17 protein-coding genes are annotated in these 19,400 nt (G+C 66.0%); 13 read left to right on the plus strand and 4 right to left on the minus strand.

The window, feature by feature from the left end:
• Positions 1-178: 178 nt before the first annotated feature.
• From purD to HU763_RS21595, 3 genes are all read left to right on the plus strand, one after another.
• On the plus strand, positions 179-1,474 hold the full coding sequence (gene purD / locus HU763_RS21585; RefSeq protein ID WP_186686547.1) for a phosphoribosylamine--glycine ligase: 1,296 nt from the start codon (positions 179-181) through the stop codon (positions 1,472-1,474).
• Between the two features lie 150 nt (positions 1,475-1,624).
• Positions 1,625-4,396, plus strand: a complete 2,772-nt coding sequence (locus tag HU763_RS21590; protein WP_186686544.1) for a hybrid sensor histidine kinase/response regulator — start codon at positions 1,625-1,627, stop codon at positions 4,394-4,396.
• Between the two features lie 74 nt (positions 4,397-4,470).
• Entirely contained in the window at positions 4,471-5,067 is a 597-nt protein-coding gene (locus HU763_RS21595) for a MarC family protein (RefSeq protein ID WP_186686541.1), read from the plus strand.
• Positions 5,068-5,194: 127 nt separating this feature from the next.
• Here HU763_RS21595 and cobJ read toward each other — a convergent pair whose 3' ends face one another.
• The 4 genes from cobJ to cobG are packed head-to-tail and all read right to left on the minus strand — an operon-like array spanning position 5,195 to position 9,561.
• Complete coding sequence (gene cobJ / locus HU763_RS21600) at positions 5,195-6,892, minus strand: precorrin-3B C(17)-methyltransferase (protein WP_186686538.1); 1,698 nt, start codon at positions 6,890-6,892, stop codon at positions 5,195-5,197.
• A complete protein-coding gene (locus HU763_RS21605) occupies positions 6,880-7,614 on the minus strand; it encodes a precorrin-2 C(20)-methyltransferase (protein ID WP_170032923.1) in 735 nt (244 codons plus the stop codon). The genes cobJ and HU763_RS21605 overlap by 13 nt, the downstream gene beginning before the upstream one ends.
• The gene (locus HU763_RS21610; RefSeq protein WP_186686536.1) at positions 7,611-8,237 is read right to left on the minus strand and encodes a precorrin-8X methylmutase; all 627 of its coding nucleotides are present in this window, start codon (positions 8,235-8,237) and stop codon (positions 7,611-7,613) included. Before HU763_RS21610 ends, HU763_RS21605 begins: the two co-directional genes overlap by 4 nt.
• The gene (cobG, locus tag HU763_RS21615) at positions 8,230-9,561 is read right to left on the minus strand and encodes a precorrin-3B synthase (RefSeq protein ID WP_186686758.1); all 1,332 of its coding nucleotides are present in this window, start codon (positions 9,559-9,561) and stop codon (positions 8,230-8,232) included. Before cobG ends, HU763_RS21610 begins: the two co-directional genes overlap by 8 nt.
• A gap of 145 nt (positions 9,562-9,706) precedes the next feature.
• Here cobG and cbiE point away from each other — a divergent pair, with 145 nt between their 5' ends.
• The 10 genes from cbiE to HU763_RS21665 all read left to right on the plus strand — a co-directional run bounded on the left by cbiE (position 9,707) and on the right by HU763_RS21665 (position 19,345).
• A complete protein-coding gene (cbiE, locus tag HU763_RS21620; RefSeq protein WP_186686534.1) occupies positions 9,707-10,918 on the plus strand; it encodes a precorrin-6y C5,15-methyltransferase (decarboxylating) subunit CbiE in 1,212 nt (403 codons plus the stop codon).
• On the plus strand, positions 10,911-12,005 hold the full coding sequence (locus HU763_RS21625) for a cobalt-precorrin-5B (C(1))-methyltransferase (RefSeq protein ID WP_186686533.1): 1,095 nt from the start codon (positions 10,911-10,913) through the stop codon (positions 12,003-12,005). Before cbiE ends, HU763_RS21625 begins: the two co-directional genes overlap by 8 nt.
• Positions 12,002-12,721: a cobalt-precorrin-6A reductase gene (locus HU763_RS21630; protein WP_186686532.1), complete on the plus strand. Its 720-nt coding sequence runs from the start codon at positions 12,002-12,004 to the stop codon at positions 12,719-12,721. Before HU763_RS21625 ends, HU763_RS21630 begins: the two co-directional genes overlap by 4 nt.
• Positions 12,722-12,960: 239 nt before the next feature.
• Positions 12,961-13,395, plus strand: coding sequence for an NfeD family protein (locus HU763_RS21635; RefSeq protein WP_186686531.1), 435 nt, complete (start codon positions 12,961-12,963; stop codon positions 13,393-13,395).
• A gap of 26 nt (positions 13,396-13,421) precedes the next feature.
• Entirely contained in the window at positions 13,422-14,276 is an 855-nt protein-coding gene (locus tag HU763_RS21640; protein WP_186686530.1) for an SPFH domain-containing protein, read from the plus strand.
• A 135-nt stretch (positions 14,277-14,411) separates the two neighbouring features.
• Positions 14,412-14,801: a DUF2946 domain-containing protein gene (locus HU763_RS21645; RefSeq protein WP_024087799.1), complete on the plus strand. Its 390-nt coding sequence runs from the start codon at positions 14,412-14,414 to the stop codon at positions 14,799-14,801.
• Between the two features lie 47 nt (positions 14,802-14,848).
• The gene (locus tag HU763_RS21650; protein ID WP_186686529.1) at positions 14,849-15,334 is read left to right on the plus strand and encodes a copper chaperone PCu(A)C; all 486 of its coding nucleotides are present in this window, start codon (positions 14,849-14,851) and stop codon (positions 15,332-15,334) included.
• A gap of 22 nt (positions 15,335-15,356) precedes the next feature.
• A complete protein-coding gene (locus HU763_RS21655) occupies positions 15,357-15,788 on the plus strand; it encodes a DUF2946 domain-containing protein (RefSeq protein ID WP_186686528.1) in 432 nt (143 codons plus the stop codon).
• Between the two features lie 67 nt (positions 15,789-15,855).
• Positions 15,856-17,922 carry a TonB-dependent copper receptor gene (locus HU763_RS21660; protein ID WP_186686525.1) on the plus strand — a complete coding sequence of 689 codons (2,067 nt, stop codon included), beginning with the start codon at positions 15,856-15,858 and terminating at the stop codon, positions 17,920-17,922.
• A gap of 55 nt (positions 17,923-17,977) precedes the next feature.
• Positions 17,978-19,345 (plus strand): PepSY-associated TM helix domain-containing protein, encoded by a 1,368-nt coding sequence (locus tag HU763_RS21665; protein ID WP_186686515.1) that lies wholly within the window; start codon positions 17,978-17,980, stop codon positions 19,343-19,345.
• The last annotated feature ends 55 nt before the right edge of the window (positions 19,346-19,400 follow it).

Raw genomic sequence — 19,400 nt, forward strand, 5'->3', positions numbered from 1 at the left:
CGGCAATCGGCCGCACTGAAGCAGGCATCTGCTGCGTTGGGGCCGGTTTCGCTGATGCTCATTGCCAGAAGGCAACTCCGCTCATCGCAACCGGCCCCGCCTTGCATCTACCTGCTTCATTGCGACCTCGTACAGCGTGAGGTTTTGCCTCTCGCCCGAAAGAACTCGAGGTTTTGACATGAAAGTTTTGATCATCGGCAGCGGCGGTCGTGAACACGCCCTGGCCTGGAAAGTCGCCCAGGACCCACGTGTCGAGAAAGTCTTCGTTGCCCCGGGCAACGCCGGCACCGCCACCGAAGCCAAGTGCGAAAACGTCGCTATCGACGTCAACGCGCTGGAGCAACTGGCCGATTTCGCCGAGCAGAACGTACAAATGACCATCGTCGGCCCGGAAGCGCCGCTGGTCGCCGGTGTCGTCGACCTGTTCCGCAGCCGTGGCCTGGATTGCTTCGGCCCGACCAAGGGCGCGGCCCAGCTGGAAGGCTCCAAGGCCTTCACCAAGGACTTCCTGGCCCGGCACAAGATTCCAACCGCCGACTACCAGAACTTCACCGAAATCGAGCCCGCCCTGGCCTACCTGCAGGAAAAAGGCGCGCCGATCGTGATCAAGGCCGATGGCCTGGCCGCCGGCAAGGGCGTGATCGTCGCCATGACCCTCGAGGAGGCCGAAGCCGCCGTGCGCGACATGCTGGCCGGCAATGCCTTCGGTGACGCCGGTTCGCGCGTGGTCATCGAAGAGTTTCTCGACGGCGAGGAAGCCAGCTTCATCGTCATGGTCGATGGCCAGAACGTGTTGCCCATGGCCACCAGCCAGGACCACAAGCGCGTCGGCGACCAGGACACCGGCCCGAACACCGGCGGCATGGGTGCCTACTCCCCTGCCCCGGTGGTCACCGCCGAAGTGCACCAGCGCGTGATGGACCAGGTAATCTGGCCGACCGTGCGTGGCATGGCCGAAGAAGGCAACCTCTACACCGGCTTCCTCTACGCCGGCCTGATGATCGACAAGGCGGGCAACCCCAAGGTCATCGAGTTCAACTGCCGCTTCGGCGACCCGGAAACCCAGCCGGTCATGCTGCGTCTGGAGTCGAGCCTGGTGCTGCTGGTCGAGGCTGCATTCGCCAAGGCGCTGGACAAGGTCGAAGCCCAGTGGGACCCGCGCCCGAGCCTGGGCGTGGTGCTGGCCGCCGGCGGTTACCCGGGCGACTATGCCAAGGGTGATGTGATCAACGGCCTGGAAGCAGCGGCCAAGATCGAAGGCAAGGTATTCCATGCCGGTACTTCGCTGAAAGACGGCCAGGTGGTCACCAACGGTGGCCGCGTGCTCTGCGCCACCGCCATGGGTGCCAGCGTTGCCGACGCCCAGCAGCAGGCCTATCGCCTGGCCAAGGAAGTCAGCTGGAACGGCAGTTTCTACCGTAGCGACATCGGCTACCGGGCCATTGCCCGCGAGCGCGGTGAGCACCAGCAGTAAGCTTTACCGGAGCGCCGTGACGCCCAGGGTTGGAAGAACCCAGGCGCACGGCCCCCGGCTCGTCGACAGGGCCCCGCGCGGGCCTTGCCTTCGACTTGGCGCGCCGCGCATAGTTACTACCTGGCACCTAGGCTAAGAAGGGATTTCGTAGTGCGTCGGCTTCGGATTGCCTCAGTTCTGATCGTCAGCTTGCTGACCCTGCTCTGCCTGTTCCCGGCTGCCGCCGAACATGACGGAGGCTGGGCCGTGCTGCTCGACGAACAGGCCAACCTGCAACTGAGCGACGTGCGCTCCGAGCGTTACCGCAACCAGTTCAGCCCGCTGGCCCTCGCCGACCTGGATGCCGCTCCGGCGGAACAGGCCATGTGGCTGCACTACCGTTTGGACCCCAGCGAGCAGGAACAACTGCTGCGGGTGTTCGCCCCAGACCTGTCTGGCCTGGACCTCTACGCCCTCGAAGGCGACAAGCTTCTGCGTCAGCTGCACCACGGCCGCCAGGCTGGCAATGCCAGCCCGACCCTGCGTGGCAGCGACCATGTATTACCCCTGCCCAACAGCAAGCAACCGGTGGACATCTACCTGCGCCTGGTCTCTGAACACCAGCTGCGCCCGGCCATCAGCCTGGAGCCTGCGGCCGTGGCCGCCTCCGACCAACGCCAGCCGCTGCTGTTCGGCATGCTGTTCGGCGGCCTGGTGATGCTGATCCTGCATAACCTGATCCGCTTCTTCTACAGCCGCTCCAGCACCGCCCTGATCCTGGCCCTCTACCATGGCCTGATGCTGCTCAGCGGCCTGATCCTGCTGAACCTCAGCGGCCCCTGGTGGCACGTCTGGCACAGCGCACAGACGCCCGCCGCCTACCTCACGCTGGTCCTGGCCGGCCTGGCGGGGCTGTATTTCACCCAACACTTCTTCGCACCGTGCAACTCACCGCGGCTGAATCGCCTGCTGCAGGGCGACATGCTGGTGGTCGGTGTCAGCGGGCTGGTACTGCTGTTCGTCGACACCCTGCCGCTGAACCTGATGACCTACGCCCTGATGGCCCTGGGTAGCGTCAGCATGCTGCTGGTCAGCAGTTATCACTGGTACAAGGGTTATGCCCCGGCGCGGGTGTTCAGCCTGGCGATGGTGGTGTTCAACCTCGGCGGCCTGGTGCTGTTGCCGGCGCTGCTCGGCCTCACCCGCACACCGACACCCTGGCTGCTGTGCATCCTCCTGGGCTTGACCGTGGCCAGCGGCCTGCTGCTCAACCTGGCGGTCAGCGAACGTCTGCGGCGAATGAGCGAGGAGCGCTTCAGCGCCAGCCGCGCCCTGGCCGCCAGCAATGCCGAAATCAACGCCAAGGCCGAATTCCTGGCCAAGATCAGCCACGAAATCCGTACGCCGATGAACGGGGTGCTGGGCATGACCGAATTGCTGCTGGGCACCCCGTTGTCGGTCAAGCAGCGCGATTATGTGCAGACCATCCACAGCGCCGGCAACGAACTGCTCACGCTGATCAACGAGATTCTCGACATCTCCAAGCTGGAGTCCCGGCAGATCGAACTGGATGACGTGCAGTTCGACCTCAATGCGCTGATCGAGGATTGCCTGAACATCTTCCGCGCCAAGGCCGAGCAGCAGAACGTCGAGCTGATCAGCTTTACCCAACCACAAGTTCCAAGGGTGATCAGCGGCGATCCCACACGCCTGCGCCAGGCCTTGTCGAGCCTGCTGGAAAACGCCTTGAAGAACACCGATCAGGGCGAAATCCTGCTGGTAGTGGCGCTGGACCAGCGGGGCGAGGTACCGCGCCTGCGCATTGCCGTGCAGGACAGCGGCGAGCCGATGCCCGCTGCCGATCGCGAAGCCTTGCTGCAAGCCGAACTGCACAGCCACCACTTCCTGTCCAGCAACAAGCTGGGCGGCCACCTCGGGCTGGTCATTGCCAAGCAGTTGATCGGCCTGATGCAAGGCGAGTTCGGCATCAAGAGCAGCAGCGGCATGGGCAATACCCTGTGGCTGGCGCTACCACTCGACCCTTCGCGCCTGGAGCAGCCGCCGGCCGACCTCGACGGCCCGCTGCGTGACGCCCGCGTGCTGGTGGTGGACGACAACGACACCTGCCGCAAGGTGCTGGTACAACAGTGCAGCGCCTGGGGCATGAACGTCAGCGCGGTGCCGTCGGGCAAGGAAGCCCTGGCCCTGCTGCGCACCAAGGCCCATCTGCGCGACTACTTCGACGCCGTGCTGCTGGACCAGAACATGCCGGGCATGACCGGCATGCAACTGGCCGCCAAGATCAAGGAAGACCCGAGCCTGAACCACGACATCCTGGTGGTGATGCTCACCGGTATCAGCAACGCACCGAGCAAGATCATTGCGCGCAACGCCGGGGTCAAGCGGATCCTCGCCAAGCCGGTGGCCGGCTACACCCTGAAGACCACCCTCGCCGAAGAACTGGCCCAGCGCGGTCGCGAGCAGGCCATCCCTGCCAGCCCGCCCGGTACCGCACAGGCGCTGGAGCTGCCTGGCGACTTCCGCGTACTGGTCGCCGAGGACAACAGCATTTCGACCAAGGTGATCCGTGGCATGCTGGGCAAGCTCAACCTCGAGCCCGACACCGCCAGCAATGGCGAAGAAGCCTTGCAGGCGATGAAGGCGCAGCGTTATGACCTGGTGCTGATGGACTGCGAAATGCCGATACTGGATGGCTTCTCGGCCACCCAACAACTACGTGCCTGGGAAGCCGCCAACCAGCGCCAGCGCACCCCGGTGGTGGCGCTGACCGCGCACATTCTTGCCGAACACAAGGAACGCGCGCGCCTGGCCGGGATGGACGGGCACATGGCCAAACCGGTGGAATTGTCGCAGTTGCGCGAGCTGATCCAGTATTGGGCCAATCAGCGGGAAACCAAGGTGGACCCGGCGCCTACCTCCTGATCGGTATTGTCTGTACAGGCAACCCTGATGCTGCTGATACACTTGCCCACACCTTTCCTGCCAGGGGCTACCCCATGCTCCATGAGTTGTTCAGCGTCTACCTGAAAATGCTCGTGCTCTACAGCCCGTTCTTCGTGCTGTCGTGCTTCATCAGCCTGACCCGCGGCTACTCCAGCAAGGAGCGCAAGCAACTGGCCTGGAAGGTAGCGATTGCCGCGCTCGTCGCCAGTGTCCTGCTGTACCTGTTCGGGCGAGCGATCTTCGGTATCTTCGGCATCACCGCCGACGCCTTCCGCATCGGCGCCGGCAGCGTGCTGTTCATCTCGGCACTGGGCATGGCCCAAGGCAAGTCGGCGGTTCAGGCAGACAACGTGCAGCAGGACGTCACCATCGTACCACTGACCATCCCGCTGACCGTGGGCCCCGGTACCATCGGTGCGTTGTTGGTGATGGGGGTGGGCCACCCACACTGGGACGACAAGGTGCTGGCCATTGTCAGCATTGCACTGGCCAGCTTCACCGTCGGCCTGGTGCTGTACCTCTCACACCGCATCGAGCGCATCCTGGGCGACCAGGGCCTGCAGATCGTCAGCCGGCTGATGGGGCTGTTCGTCTGTGCCCTGGCTGCCCAGATCATCTTCACCGGTATCAAAGGCTACCTGGCACCCTAGAGCTGCAGGTCGTGAATCACCCGCTGCCCGTTGCGCTCCGAAAAGGCTCAAGGAAAGGGTTGGAGCCGCATGGCTCCAGCCGCAAACCTTGCCGCGAAACCCTTCCTAAGCTGCCCGGCGTGCCCCCTCAGGGCTGGTTGCCGTACCAGCGCGGCGTATACACCCATGAGCCGCCATTGGCACGGCCGAAAGTGCAGGTATGGGACGAACCGACCAGCACCATGGTGCGCATGTCGACCATTTCGGGCACCAACTCGGCCAATGTGACTACCTTCAGCGTCTGCCCCGGCCTACCGATGTCGCGGCCAAGGACTACCGGTGTATTCCCGTCACGATGCCGACGCACCACCTCCAGCGCCACGCCGAGCTGATGCGGCCTGGCTTTGGAAATCGGGTTGTAGAACGCCAGCACCAGGTCGGCCTGCGCCGTCAGGTCCAGGCGCTTTTCAATGATCGACCAGGGCTTGAGGTTGTCCGACAGCGACATCACGCAGAAGTCATGCCCCAGTGGCGCTCCAGCCTGCGCGGCCGTCGCCAGCGAGGCCGACACCCCCGGCAGGATCTCCAGGTCAACGCGATGCCAGGCAGGGTCGCTGGATTCATGCAGCGCCTCAAGTACCGCAGCCGCCATGGCGAACACGCCCGGGTCGCCCGATGACACCACCACCACCGAACGGCCCTGGGCCGCCAGTTCGAAGGCATGCCGGGCGCGCTGCATCTCTTCGCGGTTGTCGGTGCAATGCAGTACCTGATCGTCCCGGAACGGGCCGGCCATGCGTACGTAGGTTTCGTAACCCAGCACATCTTCGGCCCGCGCCAGCTCGGCCTTGACCGCCGGTACCATCAGCTCGGCAGCGCCCGGGCCGAGGCCGATCACCGCCAGGCGCCCACGACGGCGGCCAACCCGCGCCACCTCGACCGGTGCAGGTGCCACCGCGATGACCATGTCGGCCACCTCGATCAGTTGCGCGTCTGGCAATGCTTCGGCCAGCATGCCGGCGACATCCTGCGGCTTGGCGGCAAAACGCAAGGCAACGCCCAGTGCCTGGGCGGCTTCGTGCAGTGCGCTATCGGCCATGGCTTGTTCGTCCGCCAGCACACATGCCAGCGAAGGCTCGGCGATACCGGCCTGCTGCAAGGCGGCGCGAATGCCGTGCAGATTGCCACCGGCAACACCCACTACCACCGAGCGCGGGTGAATCAGCAGTTCGTTGCGGTCGGCTGGACGCGCCTGATGCCCCACATGGATGGTGCGCCGGGCCTCGTCACTGGCAGGCAGCTGTGCCTGCTGCAACCACGGCGCATCCCCTTCGATGCGCACTGCTTCACCCGCCAGCAGGTCGGAAACAAAGCGCTTGCCTTGCTCGATATCTGCCAGCGCATAGCCCTGCGGCGGGCTCAGCAGGCAGGTCCCGAAACGCAGTTCGCCACTGGTGGTAATCGCCGCAGCAACGCCCAACGCTTCGCCGATTTCGCGCGCCATCAGGTTCACGCCCGCCAGGCCGCCGAGCAGCGGTACCACGGCGCTGCCGTCTTCAGCCACCGCCAGCACCGGTGGTTCCACGCCCTTCTCGCTGAGCAGGCTGGCCAGGCTGCGAATCACGATCCCTGCAGCACAGAGGGCAATGATCGGCGTGTCCTGCAGGTACAGCGCCCGCAAGGTATCGCCGAACGCACTGTAGGAAAGGTCGGCCCCTTCGACCCGGCCTTGCAGGCCATGGATCGACGCCTGTGGATAACATTGCCGGATACGCTGCGCCGTGGCCAGGCTGCCCTGGCCCAGAATGACAATCGCCGGAGCCTTGTGCATGTTCAGCCCTGCCATTTTTCACCCGGCACGATGATCAGCGAGAAGTACGGCGACGACTGTGGGTCGACCTGATCCAGCGGCACGATCTTCTGGTTGGCCATGGTCGCCCGCTCTACATACAGCGCGCGGCCGTCCAGGCCCAGTTCAGCCAGCACCTCGCGCACCTTGGGGAAGTTGCGGCCAAGCTTCATGATCACCGCCGCATCGGCGTCGGCCAGGCGACGACGAAGCTCTTCAGCGGGCAACACGCCAGACAGCACCGACAGGCTCTGGTTGCGATACACCAGCGGCGCGCCCAGTACCGAGGCACCGCCGAGCATCGAACAGACGCCGGGAACCACTTCGGCCTCGTAACGCTGCGCCAGGCGGTCGTGCAGGTACATGTAGGAACCGTAGAAGAACGGGTCGCCTTCGCAGATCACCGCCACGTCGCGGCCGGCATCCAGATGCTCGGCCACCTGTACGCTGGCCTCGTCATAGAAGTCGCTGATCACCTGTTCATAGGACAACGGCGCCGGCAGGGCTTCGGTAGTGACCGGGTAGACCAGCGGCAGCAAGGTCTGCTCGGGCTGCAGGTGCGCCTCGATGATGCCGAAGGCATTGCCGCGCTTGCCCTTGGCCACGAAATAGCCGACCACCGGCGCTTCACGCAGCAGGCGCAGGGCTTTCAGGGTAATCAGTTCAGGGTCGCCAGGGCCTACGCCCAGGCCAAGCAGACGTCCACGCGGCGCCATCATTCCACCTCCGTGGCCAGGGCGTTGACCGCAGCGGCGGCCATCGCGCTACCGCCCAGGCGGCCCTGCATGATCACGAACGGCACGCCACGGCTGTCGGCGGCGAGCATCGCCTTGGACTCGGCGGCACCGACGAAACCGACCGGGAAGCCGAGGATCAATGCCGGCTTGGGGGCGCCGGCATCGAGCATTTCCAGCAGGTAGAACAGTGCAGTAGGGGCATTGCCGATCACCACCACGCTGCCTTCCAGGTACGGCCGCCAGAGCTCCAGGGCCACGGCGGAACGGGTATTGCCGGCTTCTTTCGCCAGGCCCGGCACGCTCGGGTCGCGCAGGGTGCAGATCACTTGGTTGTCGGCTGGCAGGCGCGCGCGGGTGATGCCTTCGGCCACCATGTGCGCATCGCACAGGATCGGCGCCCCCTTCTGCAGCGCTTCACGCCCGGCGCGGCCGGCACCTTCGGAGAACTGCAGGCCATCGATGGCCTCGACCATGCCGCAGGCGTGGATCACCCGCACGGCGAGCTTTTCGAGGTCTGCGGGGATCCGCTCGAGTCGGGCTTCCTCACGGATGATCCGGAAGGAATTGCGATAGATCTCCTGGCCATCGCGGATGTAGTCAATCATCAAGGTGCTCCGTCGGCAGGTCGAGCATGGCGCCTGCTTCATTCAAGGTAAGGTCGGTGGCGCGCAGGGCGCCGAAGCCCGGCTGGCTTGGGTCACGCTGGTACAGGTCATAACGGCCCGGCGATCGGGCCAGCAGGGTGGCCGGGGCAACATGGGCCACGGCGCAGGATCGGGTGCAACCGGACAAATGCACGCTGCCGGGCGCGCCCGGGCCGAGCAACGCGGCCAGGGTGACGGCGTCGGCCTTGGTTTCGCCGAGGGCCTTGGCACAACCACCGCTGCCGGTGCAGGCACTGATCCGGGCCAGTGGCTCATGCGCGTGGCACAGCAGGCCCAGGGCGCCCAGGGCGGCTTGGGCCTGGGCGACGGCTTGCCCCTGGATATTGGTCATCACCAGGCTCTGCCAGGGGCTCAGACGCAGGCTGCCATCGCCCAGTTCACGAGCGACATGTGCGGCCCCGCGCAGCATGCTCGGGGTCAGCCGGCCCTGCGGCGGGGCAACGCCCACGGCCAGCCCCTGCGCCTGGGGCAGTACACCCAGCCACGGGGCATCGTACGCTTCACGTCGCCAGCCGAGCACGGCGGCATCGCGGCGGATCGCCAGGCCAAGGCCGTCGATGAAATCGCTTGGCGAACACACTGCAAGTAATTGGCGCATGCGCGATTGGGCCGGGGTGGCCAGGTCGAGGAAGCGCTCCAGCACGGCACGCACCAACATCAAGCCCTGCTCCACTGGCACCGCCCCGAGCACCTGGCCGTCAGCCGGGCAGCCCGCCAGGCCGAACGCCAGCCAGGCCTGCTGCTCCAGATGCAAAGCCGACAACCACAGGTCATGGGGATGTTCGAGCATGGCCAGACGCTCACCGGCATCCAGCTGCACGGCGAACTTGGCCGACAACTGGTGAAAGCGCGGGGTATCTTCCAGCAGGTCGAGGATCTGCCCGGCCAACGGTCGAGCGTCCAGCAGCATGGCCGGATCGTGGCCAGCCAGCGGACTGAGCATCAGGTTGCGCACATCGTCGCCAGCGGCATCACGCGGGCCCAGGCCGGCAGCGAGCAGGGCCTCGACCAGGCCCTGGTGATCGCTGCCGATGCCGCGGATCTGCAGGTTGCCGCGGTTGGTGGCCTCGATCACACCGCCGGCAAAACGCTCGGCCGCCGTCGCCACCGCGTCGGCCTGGTCGGCTAGCAATAGGCCACCCGCCAGCTTGATGCGGCAAATACCGCCATCACGGGCACTGACGATACGCCACAACCCCGGACAGGCCGAGGGGCGGGGCGCAACTTGGGGGGTATGGGCCTGCGTCAATGGGGTATCCGGCAGTCTGTGAAAATGCGCTTGAGTGTAGAAGGCGCGGTATTATGCCTGCTTTGTCCGGCGGCATGAAAAGCCGGTGGTCGAGCATCATCAGCGATTGAGCAGAAATTCAGGGGCGCGCAGCGGCCCCAATCATGGCGGAATGAAATACATGGCACCCTGGCTGACAGTAGTAGGCATCGGCGAAGACGGCTTCAGCGGCCTGGGCAAGCAGGCCCGGCGCGCGCTGCTGGGCGCGGCGCGGATCTTCGGCAGCCCGCGCCAGCTGGCTCTGCTGCCGCGCTGCGTGGCCGGCGAGCGGCTGGGCTGGCCGAGCCCGTTCTCCCTCGCCCCGGTGCTGGCCCTGCGCGGCGAACCGGTGTGCGTGCTGGCCAGCGGCGATCCGATGTTCTACGGCGTCGGTGCCAGCCTGGCACGCCAGGTGCCTGAAACAGAAATGCACGTGCTGCCGATGCCCTCGTCCTGCGCCCTGGCCGCCGCCCGCCTGGGTTGGCCACTGCAGGACGTGCAGGTGCTGTCACTGGTCGCCCGCCCGCTGTCTGCACTGAATGCCCAGCTGCACAGTGGCGCGCGCCTGCTGGTGCTGAGCAACGACGGCGACAGCCCGGCGGCGATTGCTGCGCTGCTGCGCGAACGTGGTTTCGGGCCAAGCCGGCTGAGGATGTTCGAGCATTTGGGCGGGGCAGCGGAACGGGAACTGTCCGGCTCCGCCGAGGATTGGCCACATGCCCAGGTCGCTGCGCTCAACCTGGTGGCCATCGAATGCCGGGCTGCGCCACACGCCGCTCACCTGCACCGTCTCGCCGGGCTGCCGGACAGCGCCTTCCGCCACGACGGCCAGCTGACCAAGCGCGATGTCCGTGCCATCACCCTCGCCCGCCTGGCGCCACAGCCCGGCCAACTATTGTGGGACGTCGGCGCGGGCTGTGGCTCGGTCGGTATCGAATGGATGCGCGCCCACCCCGCCTGTCGGGCCCTGGCCATCGAGGCCGACGAGGGTCGCCAGGGTTTTATCGAGCACAACCGCGATGCGCTGGGGGTACCCGGCCTGCAACTGGTACGCGGCAAGGCCCCGGCAGCACTGCACGGCCTGGAACAACCCGACGCCATCTTCATCGGCGGCGGCGTCACCCGCGACGGCGTGCTCGACCTGTGCTGGGCAAGCCTGCGCCCCGGCGGCCGCCTGGTAGCCAATGCAGTGACCCTGCAGAGCGAACTGGCCCTGGCGCAGTTCCGCGAACGCCACGGCGGTGAGCTGACCCGCATCCACGTCGCGCATGCCCAGCCACTGGGCGCCTTCGACACCTGGCGCCAGGCGCTGCCGATCACCCTGCTGGACGTCGTGAAGCCCGCCGATGCGTGAAGAAACCCGTGAACAGCCCGCCCCCCTGCGCAGCGGCCTGACCACCGGCAGCTGCGCCACCGCCACCAGCCTGGCAGCCGCTCGCCTGCTGCTGAGCGGCACAAGCAGCGATGCCGTGAGTATCACCCTGCCCAAGGGCAAGGTGGTGCAGATGCGCCTGGAGTTCTGCCGCCTGAACGGCGAAAGTGCCGAGGCGGGCACGCTCAAGGATGCCGGCGACGACCCGGACGTGACCCACGGCGCCCTGCTCTACAGCCAGGTGCGCCTGCTGGCCGAACCAGGCATCCGCTTTGTCGCCGGCACCGGTGTCGGCACCGTGACCCGCCCGGGGCTGGTGCTGGCAGTGGGTGAGCCGGCCATCAACCCGGTGCCGCGGCGCATGATCAGCGAGCACTTGCAAAGCCTGGCGGACGAATGCGGTTATGCCGGTGGCTTCGAAGTCACCGTCAATGTGCAGGGCGGCGAGCAGCTGGCGCTGAAAACCATGAACCCGCGCCTGGGCATTCTTGGCGGGCTGTCGATCCTCGGTACCAGCGGCATCGTGCGGCCGTTTTCCTGTGCGGCCTACATCGCCTCGATCCACCAGGGCATCGACGTGGCCCACACCAATGGCTACACGCACATTGCTGCATGCACCGGCAACGCCAGCGAGGACACCATGCGCCGCGTCTATGGCCTGCCGGAAATCGCCCTGATCGAAATGGGTGACTTCGTCGGCGCGGTGCTCAAGCACCTGCGCAAGGTGCCAGTACCACGCCTGACCCTGTGTGGCGGCTTCGGCAAGATCAGCAAGCTGGCGGCCGGGCACATGGACCTGCACAGCCGTCATTCCAGCATCGACTTGCCGCAACTGGCCGGCTGGGCTGCGGACATCGGCGCTGACGAAGCGCTGCAGGCGGCGATCCGGGCAGCCAACACCAGCCAGCAGGCTCTGGCCCTGGCGCATGCCGCCGGCATTACGCTGGGTGATGCGGTTTGCGCCCATGCCCTAGCCTTCGCCCGCAGCATCGTGCCGGCCGAGGTGCACGTGGAGGTATTCGCCATCGACCGCCAGGGCGGCATCGTTGGCCGGGCGGGCGTGCCATGAACGGGCGCATCCTGCTGTTGGGCGGCATCACCGAAGCCCTGGCCATCGCTCGCCGCCTTGGCCCGCAGCACGTCTACAGCCTGGCCGGCATCGGCCGCGTGCCGCAGGACCTGCAATGCCAGGTGCGGGTAGGCGGCTTTGGCGGTGCCGAGGGCCTGGCCGGCTACCTGCGCGAGGCGGGCATCAGCTTGCTGATCGATGCCACCCACCCCTACGCCGCGCAGATCAGCCGCAATGCCGCCATCGCGGCGCGTAGTGCCGGTATCGCCTGCTGGGCATTGCGCCGCCCGGCGTGGCAGGCACGGCCGGGGGACGACTGGCGCGAGGTCGACGACTGGGCCGGGTTGATCGACGCCCTCAAGCCGTTCCGCCGGCCTTTGTTCACCCTGGGGCGTGAGCCGCTGCAGCACCTGGCTGAAATTCCGCCCGAGCAGTTCTGGACCTTGCGCGCGCTGGAAGCGTGCCCTGGCAACGAGCGCTGTGAAGTGATTGGCGCGCGTGGGCCGTTCCATATCGACGATGAGCGGGCCTTGTTCCAGCGTCGTGGCATCGATGTGCTGATCAGCAAGAACAGCGGCAGCGTGGCGACCGAACCGAAGCTGGAGGTGGCGCGGGAGCTGGGCGTGCCGGTGCTGGTGCTGAAGCGCCCGGTGCTGCCAGCTGTGGACCGGGTATTCGCATCGCTGCATGACCTGACTGCAGCACTCGGCCTGTAGGAGCGGCCTTGTGTCGCGATCGGGCTGCGCAGCAGCCCCAGGAGTTCAGCACTGGTACACAAAATTGCTGGGGCTGCTGCGCAGCCCGATCGCGACACAAGGCCGCTCCTACACGAGATTGCGTCACTTCTCAGAAGATAGTCCTACAGCCATTTCGGGCTTTTCGTTCAGCCTTCAGGTGGCCCTCTGCCGCCCTGCTGCCTTAAACTCGCCTCCTCCCTCTGGAAGGCGCTACCCATATGGACATGCAATGGTGGATCTGGCTGGTCTTCGGCATCGCGCTGATGCTGCTCGAACTGGTTCTGCCGACGTTCTTCATCCTCTGGTTCGGCATCGGTGCCGTGCTGGTTTCGCTTATCTCGCTGGCCGCTCCCAGCCTGCATCTGGACATGCAGGTGCTGCTGTGGGTGGTGCTCTCGTCAATCACCACGGCACTGTGGTTCAAGCTGTTCCGGCGCAAACCGGATGTACGCTGGACCGCCGACAGCGTGATCGGTGAAGTCGGGCTGCTGACCGCTGCCGTCTCGGAGTTCCACAAAGGCCGGGTACGCTTCCAGAAGCCAGTGCTCGGCAACGAAGAATGGACCTGCATCGCCGACAGCGAGATCGCCGCTGGCGAGCGGGTACGCCTTACCGCCATCGAAGGGAATACCGCCCGGGTCATCCGGGCCTGAACCTGTATCAAAAGGAATTGCGCACCATGACCAGCCTCATCGTCGTCGCCGCCATCGCCCTGTTCGTCCTGATCACCGTGTTCAAGGGGGTGCGGATCGTGCCCCAGGGCGAGGAATGGATCGTCGAGCGCCTTGGCCGTTACCACAGCACGCTCAAGCCTGGCCTGAACATCGTCATCCCGTACATGGACGTGGTTGCCTACCGCCTGCCGACCAAGGACATCATCCTCGATGTGCAAGAGCAGGAGATCATCACCCGGGACAACGCGGTGATCGTCGCCAACGCCCTGTGTTTCGCCAAGGTGGTCGATCCGCAGAAGGCCTCCTATGGCGTGCAGAACTTCTCGTTCGCCGTCACCAGCCTGACCATGACCTCGCTGCGCGCCATCGTCGGTGCCATGGACCTGGACGAAGCGCTGTCCAGCCGCGAGCAGATCAAGGCGCGCCTGCGTGAAGCCATGTCCGAGCAGACCGAGGATTGGGGCGTGACCGTGCGCTCGGTGGAAATCCAGGACATCAAGCCTTCCGAGAACATGCAACTGGCCATGGAGCGCCAGGCGGCCGCCGAGCGTGAGCGCAAGGCCGATGTAACCCGCGCCGAAGGGGCCAAGCAGGCGGCGATCCTCGAGGCCGAAGCACGCCTGCAGGCGGCCAGGCTGGATGCCGAGGCGCAGGTCAGCCTGGCCGAGGCCTCGGCACGGGCGATCACCCTGGTCAAGGACGCGGTGGGCAACGAGACCGTGCCGGCGATGTACCTGCTGGGCGAGCGCTATGTGGGGGCGATGGAGAACCTGGCGGGCAGCAGCAATGCCAAGGTGGTGGTGCTGCCGGCGGACCTGCAGGAGACCGTGCGCGGGTTGATGGGTCGTAACAAGGCTTGAGGGTACCTTTGCCGGCGATTGGGCTGCAAAGCAGCCCTCCCGACGGGCCCGGCCTGCGTCACTTCACCGCACCCCGACATTTTTACCTATACTCGGCCGTACAATAGCCACCACGATTCCTGACCGGATCTCTCCATGCCCCCACGTCGGCACATCGCCTGGATAGCCTGCCTCGCAGTGCTGTTCAACCTGCTGGCCATGCCGCTGTCCTCTGCTGCGCCCAAGGGCCCGGCCGAACAGCTGCTGTGGGGGGCTTTCTGTTCCAGCATGGCCAACAAGGCCAAGGTCGACGTCCAGGCACTGGCCAAGATCGACCTCGGCCCCCAAAGCGACGATAGCGCCAGCATGATGAATTGCTGGTGCTGCTCCGGTGCCGCGCCACTGCTGGCCTTGCCCGGCTACCCGCCGCAGCTGCACAACCCGCCGATACTGCTGGCCGGGCTGCTGCCGCCACCCGCCGACTATCACGCCACGCCGCGCCAACTCTGGCCAGCCCTCAACCCTCGTGCCTCTCCGCTGGCCTGAGTTCATCGCCCTGTCTGCCTGAACCTGAACAGAAACGGAGATTCACCATGCTCAAGCACGCCCTCGTCGTGGCCGCCCTGCTGCTGCCCGGCGCCTTTGCCAATGCCCACGAATACAGTGTGGGCGACCTGCATATCGCCCACCCCTGGTCGCTGCAGCTGCCTCCCAACGCGCCCAACGTCGCGGCGTACTTCGTGGTTCACAACAATGGCCAGGCCGACGACCGCCTGCTCGGTGTCGACAGCCCGATCACTGACGATGCGCAACTGCACGAACATGCCATGAGCGCCAGCGGCGCCATGAAGATGCAGCAGGTCCCCAGCGTGGTGGTGCCGGCCGGCAAGGACCTGACCTTCGCCCCCAGCGCCTACCATGTGATGCTGATGCAGCCCAAGGACCGCAGCCTGCTCAGCGATGGCAAGCGTTTCCCGCTGACCCTGCACTTCGAGAAGGCCGGCGACATCACCGTTGAAGTGGCTGTGCAGAAGCAGGCGCCAGCGGACCCGCCGCAAGCCCACGAACACGCGCACTGACACCCGCTGACAGGCACTCGCCATGAGCCTGCCGCGCCACAGCTCCAGCCGTACCACCCGCCCTGACCGCAGGCGCGCCGGTGGCGTATGGCTGAGCCTGTTCGCCATGTGGATGATCTTCATCGGCCCGCTGATTTCCCAGTCGATGCCGATGGACCACCCTGCCGGCATGAGCATGCCGATGGACATGCCGATGGCGGCCGGCCATCAGCATGCTGGCGACACCCATCACGGTCAGGCTGGCGATGGCCAGTTGCATGTGATGTGGGAAAAGTGCGGTTACTGCAGCCTGTTGTTCAACTGCCCGGCCCTGCCGCAGGCGCTCAGCCCGCTCAGCGCCGACAGCGTCGTTGCCACCACCCACCTGCTCGCCCCCACGCGCCAGGGTCATGCCCGGCAGGCTGTATTCCCCGGCGCGCGCAGCCGCGCGCCGCCCTTCTCGATCAACGTCTGACCGCACATCACTTTGCACGGAGCCAGGAGGCTTCGTGCTGACTCATGACTGATCGACTGGAATCATTATGTCCGGCTGCACCCCTGTTTTTGCCTGGTCCCTGCGTGGGACCCTCGCCGCCGTGTGCGGCTCGCTGCTCGCGCCCGTAGCACTGGCCGCCGAACCCGGCCATGAAGGCCATGCCCACGACGCACCTGAGCTGAGCCCGACGGTAATCACCGCCGTAGCCCCGAGTTCGCCACTGACCGTGGTCACCAACCCGAAAGACCCGCGCCAGCCAGTGCCGGCCAGCGACGGCGCCGACTATCTGAAAACCATCCCGGGGTTTTCCGCCATCCGCGCCGGCGGTACCAACGGCGACCCGGTATTGCGCGGCATGTTCGGCTCGCGCCTGAACATCCTCACCAATGGCGGGCTGATGCTGGGCGCCTGCCCGAACCGCATGGACGCACCCACCTCGTACATCTCACCGGAAACCTACGACCGCCTGACCGTGATCAAAGGCCCGCAAAGTGTAATCTGGGGCCCAGGCGGCTCGGCAGGCACCATCCTCTTCGAGCGCGATCCGGAGCGGTTCGGCAGCCTCGGCAGCCGGGTCAACGCTAGCCTGCTGGCCGGCTCCAACGGCCGCTTCGACAAGGTACTGGACGCCGCCGCCGGCAACAGCCAGGCCTACGCCCGCTTTGTCGGCAACCAGTCGCGCTCGGATGACTACCACGACGGCAGCGACAACACCGTGCCATCCCGCTGGGACAAGTGGAACGGCGATGTCGCCCTCGGATGGACGCCCGACCAGGACACCTTGCTGGAGCTGACCGCCGGCAAGGGCGACGGCGAAGCCCGCTATGCCGGGCGCGGCATGGACGGCTCGCAGTTCAAGCGCGAAAGCCTGGGGCTGCGTTTTGAAAAATCCAACCTGGGCGAGGTGCTCGACAAGGTCGAGACACAGGTCTACTACAACTACGCCGATCACGTGATGGACAACTACAGCCTGCGCACACCGTCGGGCGGCGGCATGATGGGCATGCCGATGGTCAGCAACGTCGACCGCCGCACCCTGGGCGCCCGCGTCAAGGCCACCTGGCGCTGGGCCGACGTGCAGCTGATCGGCGGCATCGATGCGCAGACCAACGAACATCGCAAACGCGGCGGCATGGGCGTGGACGCGCACAAGGGCCAGGCGTGGACCAAGGACGCCGACTTTCACAACTACGGCGCCTTCGGCGAGCTGACCTGGTACGTCTCGGGTGAGGACCGCATGATTACCGGTGCCCGTCTGGATCGCGCCTCGGCTCGCGACTTCCGCGTAAACAGCGTCACCAACGGCGATACCCGCGCCGACACCCTGCCCAGCGGTTTTGTCCGCTACGAGCACGACCTGGCAGCCATCCCGGCCACCACGTACGTCGGCCTTGGCCATGCCCAACGTTTCCCCGACTACTGGGAGCTGTTCTCGCCCAAGCTGGCACCACCCGGTGCGGCCAACGCCTTCGACGGTATCAAGCCAGAGAAGACCACCCAGCTCGACTTCGGTATCCAGTACCGCACCGAGCGCCTTGAGGCCTGGGCTTCGGGCTATGTCGGGCAGATCCGCGACTACATCCTGTTCGACTACCGCAGCGGCATGATGGGCATGAGCACTTCGCAGGCACGGAACATCGACGCCCGCATCATGGGTGGTGAACTGGGAGCGGCCTATCAGCTGACCGACCACTGGAAGGCCGACGCCACCCTGGCCTACGCCTGGGGCAAGAACAGCAGTGACGGCACGGCACTGCCGCAGATGCCGCCCCTCGAAAGCCGCCTGGGCCTGACCTACAGCCGCGATGTGTGGAGCGTTGGGGCACTGTGGCGGCTGGTGGCGGCGCAGAACCGCATCGCCGAGAACCAGGGCAACGTGGTCGGCAAGGACTACGACAACAGCGCCGGCTTCGGCGTGTTCTCGCTCAATGGCGCCTACAAGGTCAGCAACCACCTCAAGCTCAGCGCCGGGGTCGACAACCTGTTCGACAAGACCTACGCCGAGCACCTGAACCTGGCCGGCAACGCCGGGTTCGGCTACCCGGCCACCGACCCACAACCGGTGAACGAGCCAGGCCGGACGTTCTGGACCAAGGTCGATTTCAGCTTCTGACAACAACCGCGGGCGCAACCTGGTGTTGCGCCCTTTGGTAAAACTGGAGGTTCCCATGAGAGGAACACGCATCAATTTCTACAACCTGGCCTGGCGTTGGCACTTCTATGCCGGGCTGTTCGTGGCCCCGTTCATGATCCTGCTGGCGGTTACCGGGATCATCTACCTGTTCAAGCCGCAACTCGACCCGCTGCTGTACCGCGACCTGATGGTGGTCGAAGCCGGCCATCATCGACAGGGCGCCGACTCGCTGCTGGCCGAAGTGCGCCAGGCCTATCCCAAGGGCCACGTCGGCCAGTACCTGCCGCCGCTGAACGCCGAGCGCAGCGCGCAGTTCGTGGTGCATGACGGTGGGCGTGAACTGAACGTGTTCGTCGACCCTTACAGCGGCAGGATTCTCGGCGAGCAGGACGGCAAGCAGAACCTGCAGGCCATTGCCCGCGCCCTGCATGGTGAATTGATGGTCGGCACGCTCGGCGACCGCCTGGTGGAGCTGGCTGCGGGCTGGGGCATCGTACTGGTGGTGTCAGGCCTGTATCTGTGGTGGCCACGCGGGCGCAACGGCGCCGGCGTACTGTGGCCACGGCTATCGGCGCGCGGCCGCCTGTTATGGCGCGACCTGCATGCAGTGACGGGCTTCTGGGGCTCGGCCTTGCTGTTGCTGATGCTGCTCAGCGGCATGACCTGGACCGGCCTGTGGGGCAAGCAATACGCCGATCTGTGGAACCGCTTTCCGGCGGCCATGTGGAACGACGTACCCAAGTCGGACCAGCAGGCGGGTGAATTGAACAATGCGCACCGCCAGACCGTGCCCTGGGCGGTGGAGAACACGCCAATGCCGCAGTCCGGTGCGCACGCCGAACACGCCGGGCATCACATGATGTCGGAGCGGCCCGCCGCTCCGCAGGTGAGCGTGCAACAGGTCGAGGACATCGCCAGCGCGCGCCAGGTCGAACCGGGCTACAGCATCACCCTGCCGACCACGGCCGACGGTGTGTTCACCATCGCGGTGTTCGCCGACGACCCCCGCAACGACGCCACCCTGCATGTTGACCAGTACACCGGCAAGGTCCTGGCCGACGTGCGCTGGCAGGACTACAGCACGGTAGCGCGGGCCACGGAGCTTGGGGTGATGCTGCATGAAGGCAAGATGTTCGGGGCGCTGAACCAGGTCATCATCCTGCTGGTGTGCCTGATGATCCTGCTGGGCTCGGTGAGCGGGCTGCTGATGTGGTGGCAGCGCCGGCCGGCCGGCGGGCTGGGTGTGCCGCCGCTGCGCCATGACCTGCCGCGCTGGAAGACGGCAGTGGCGGTGATGCTGGTGCTGGGGGTGGTGTTTCCGCTGGTGGGGGTGTCGATGGTGGTGATGTGGCTGGTAGATAGCCTGGTGGTCAGGCGCGGCCGGGTGCTGGCCAGCGCTTGAGCCTTGCTTCGTCTGTGCCGGCCCTTTCGCGGGTAAACCCGCTCCCACAGTTTCT

Source organism: Pseudomonas anuradhapurensis, from assembly GCF_014269225.2.
Taxonomy (GTDB): domain Bacteria; phylum Pseudomonadota; class Gammaproteobacteria; order Pseudomonadales; family Pseudomonadaceae; genus Aquipseudomonas; species Aquipseudomonas anuradhapurensis.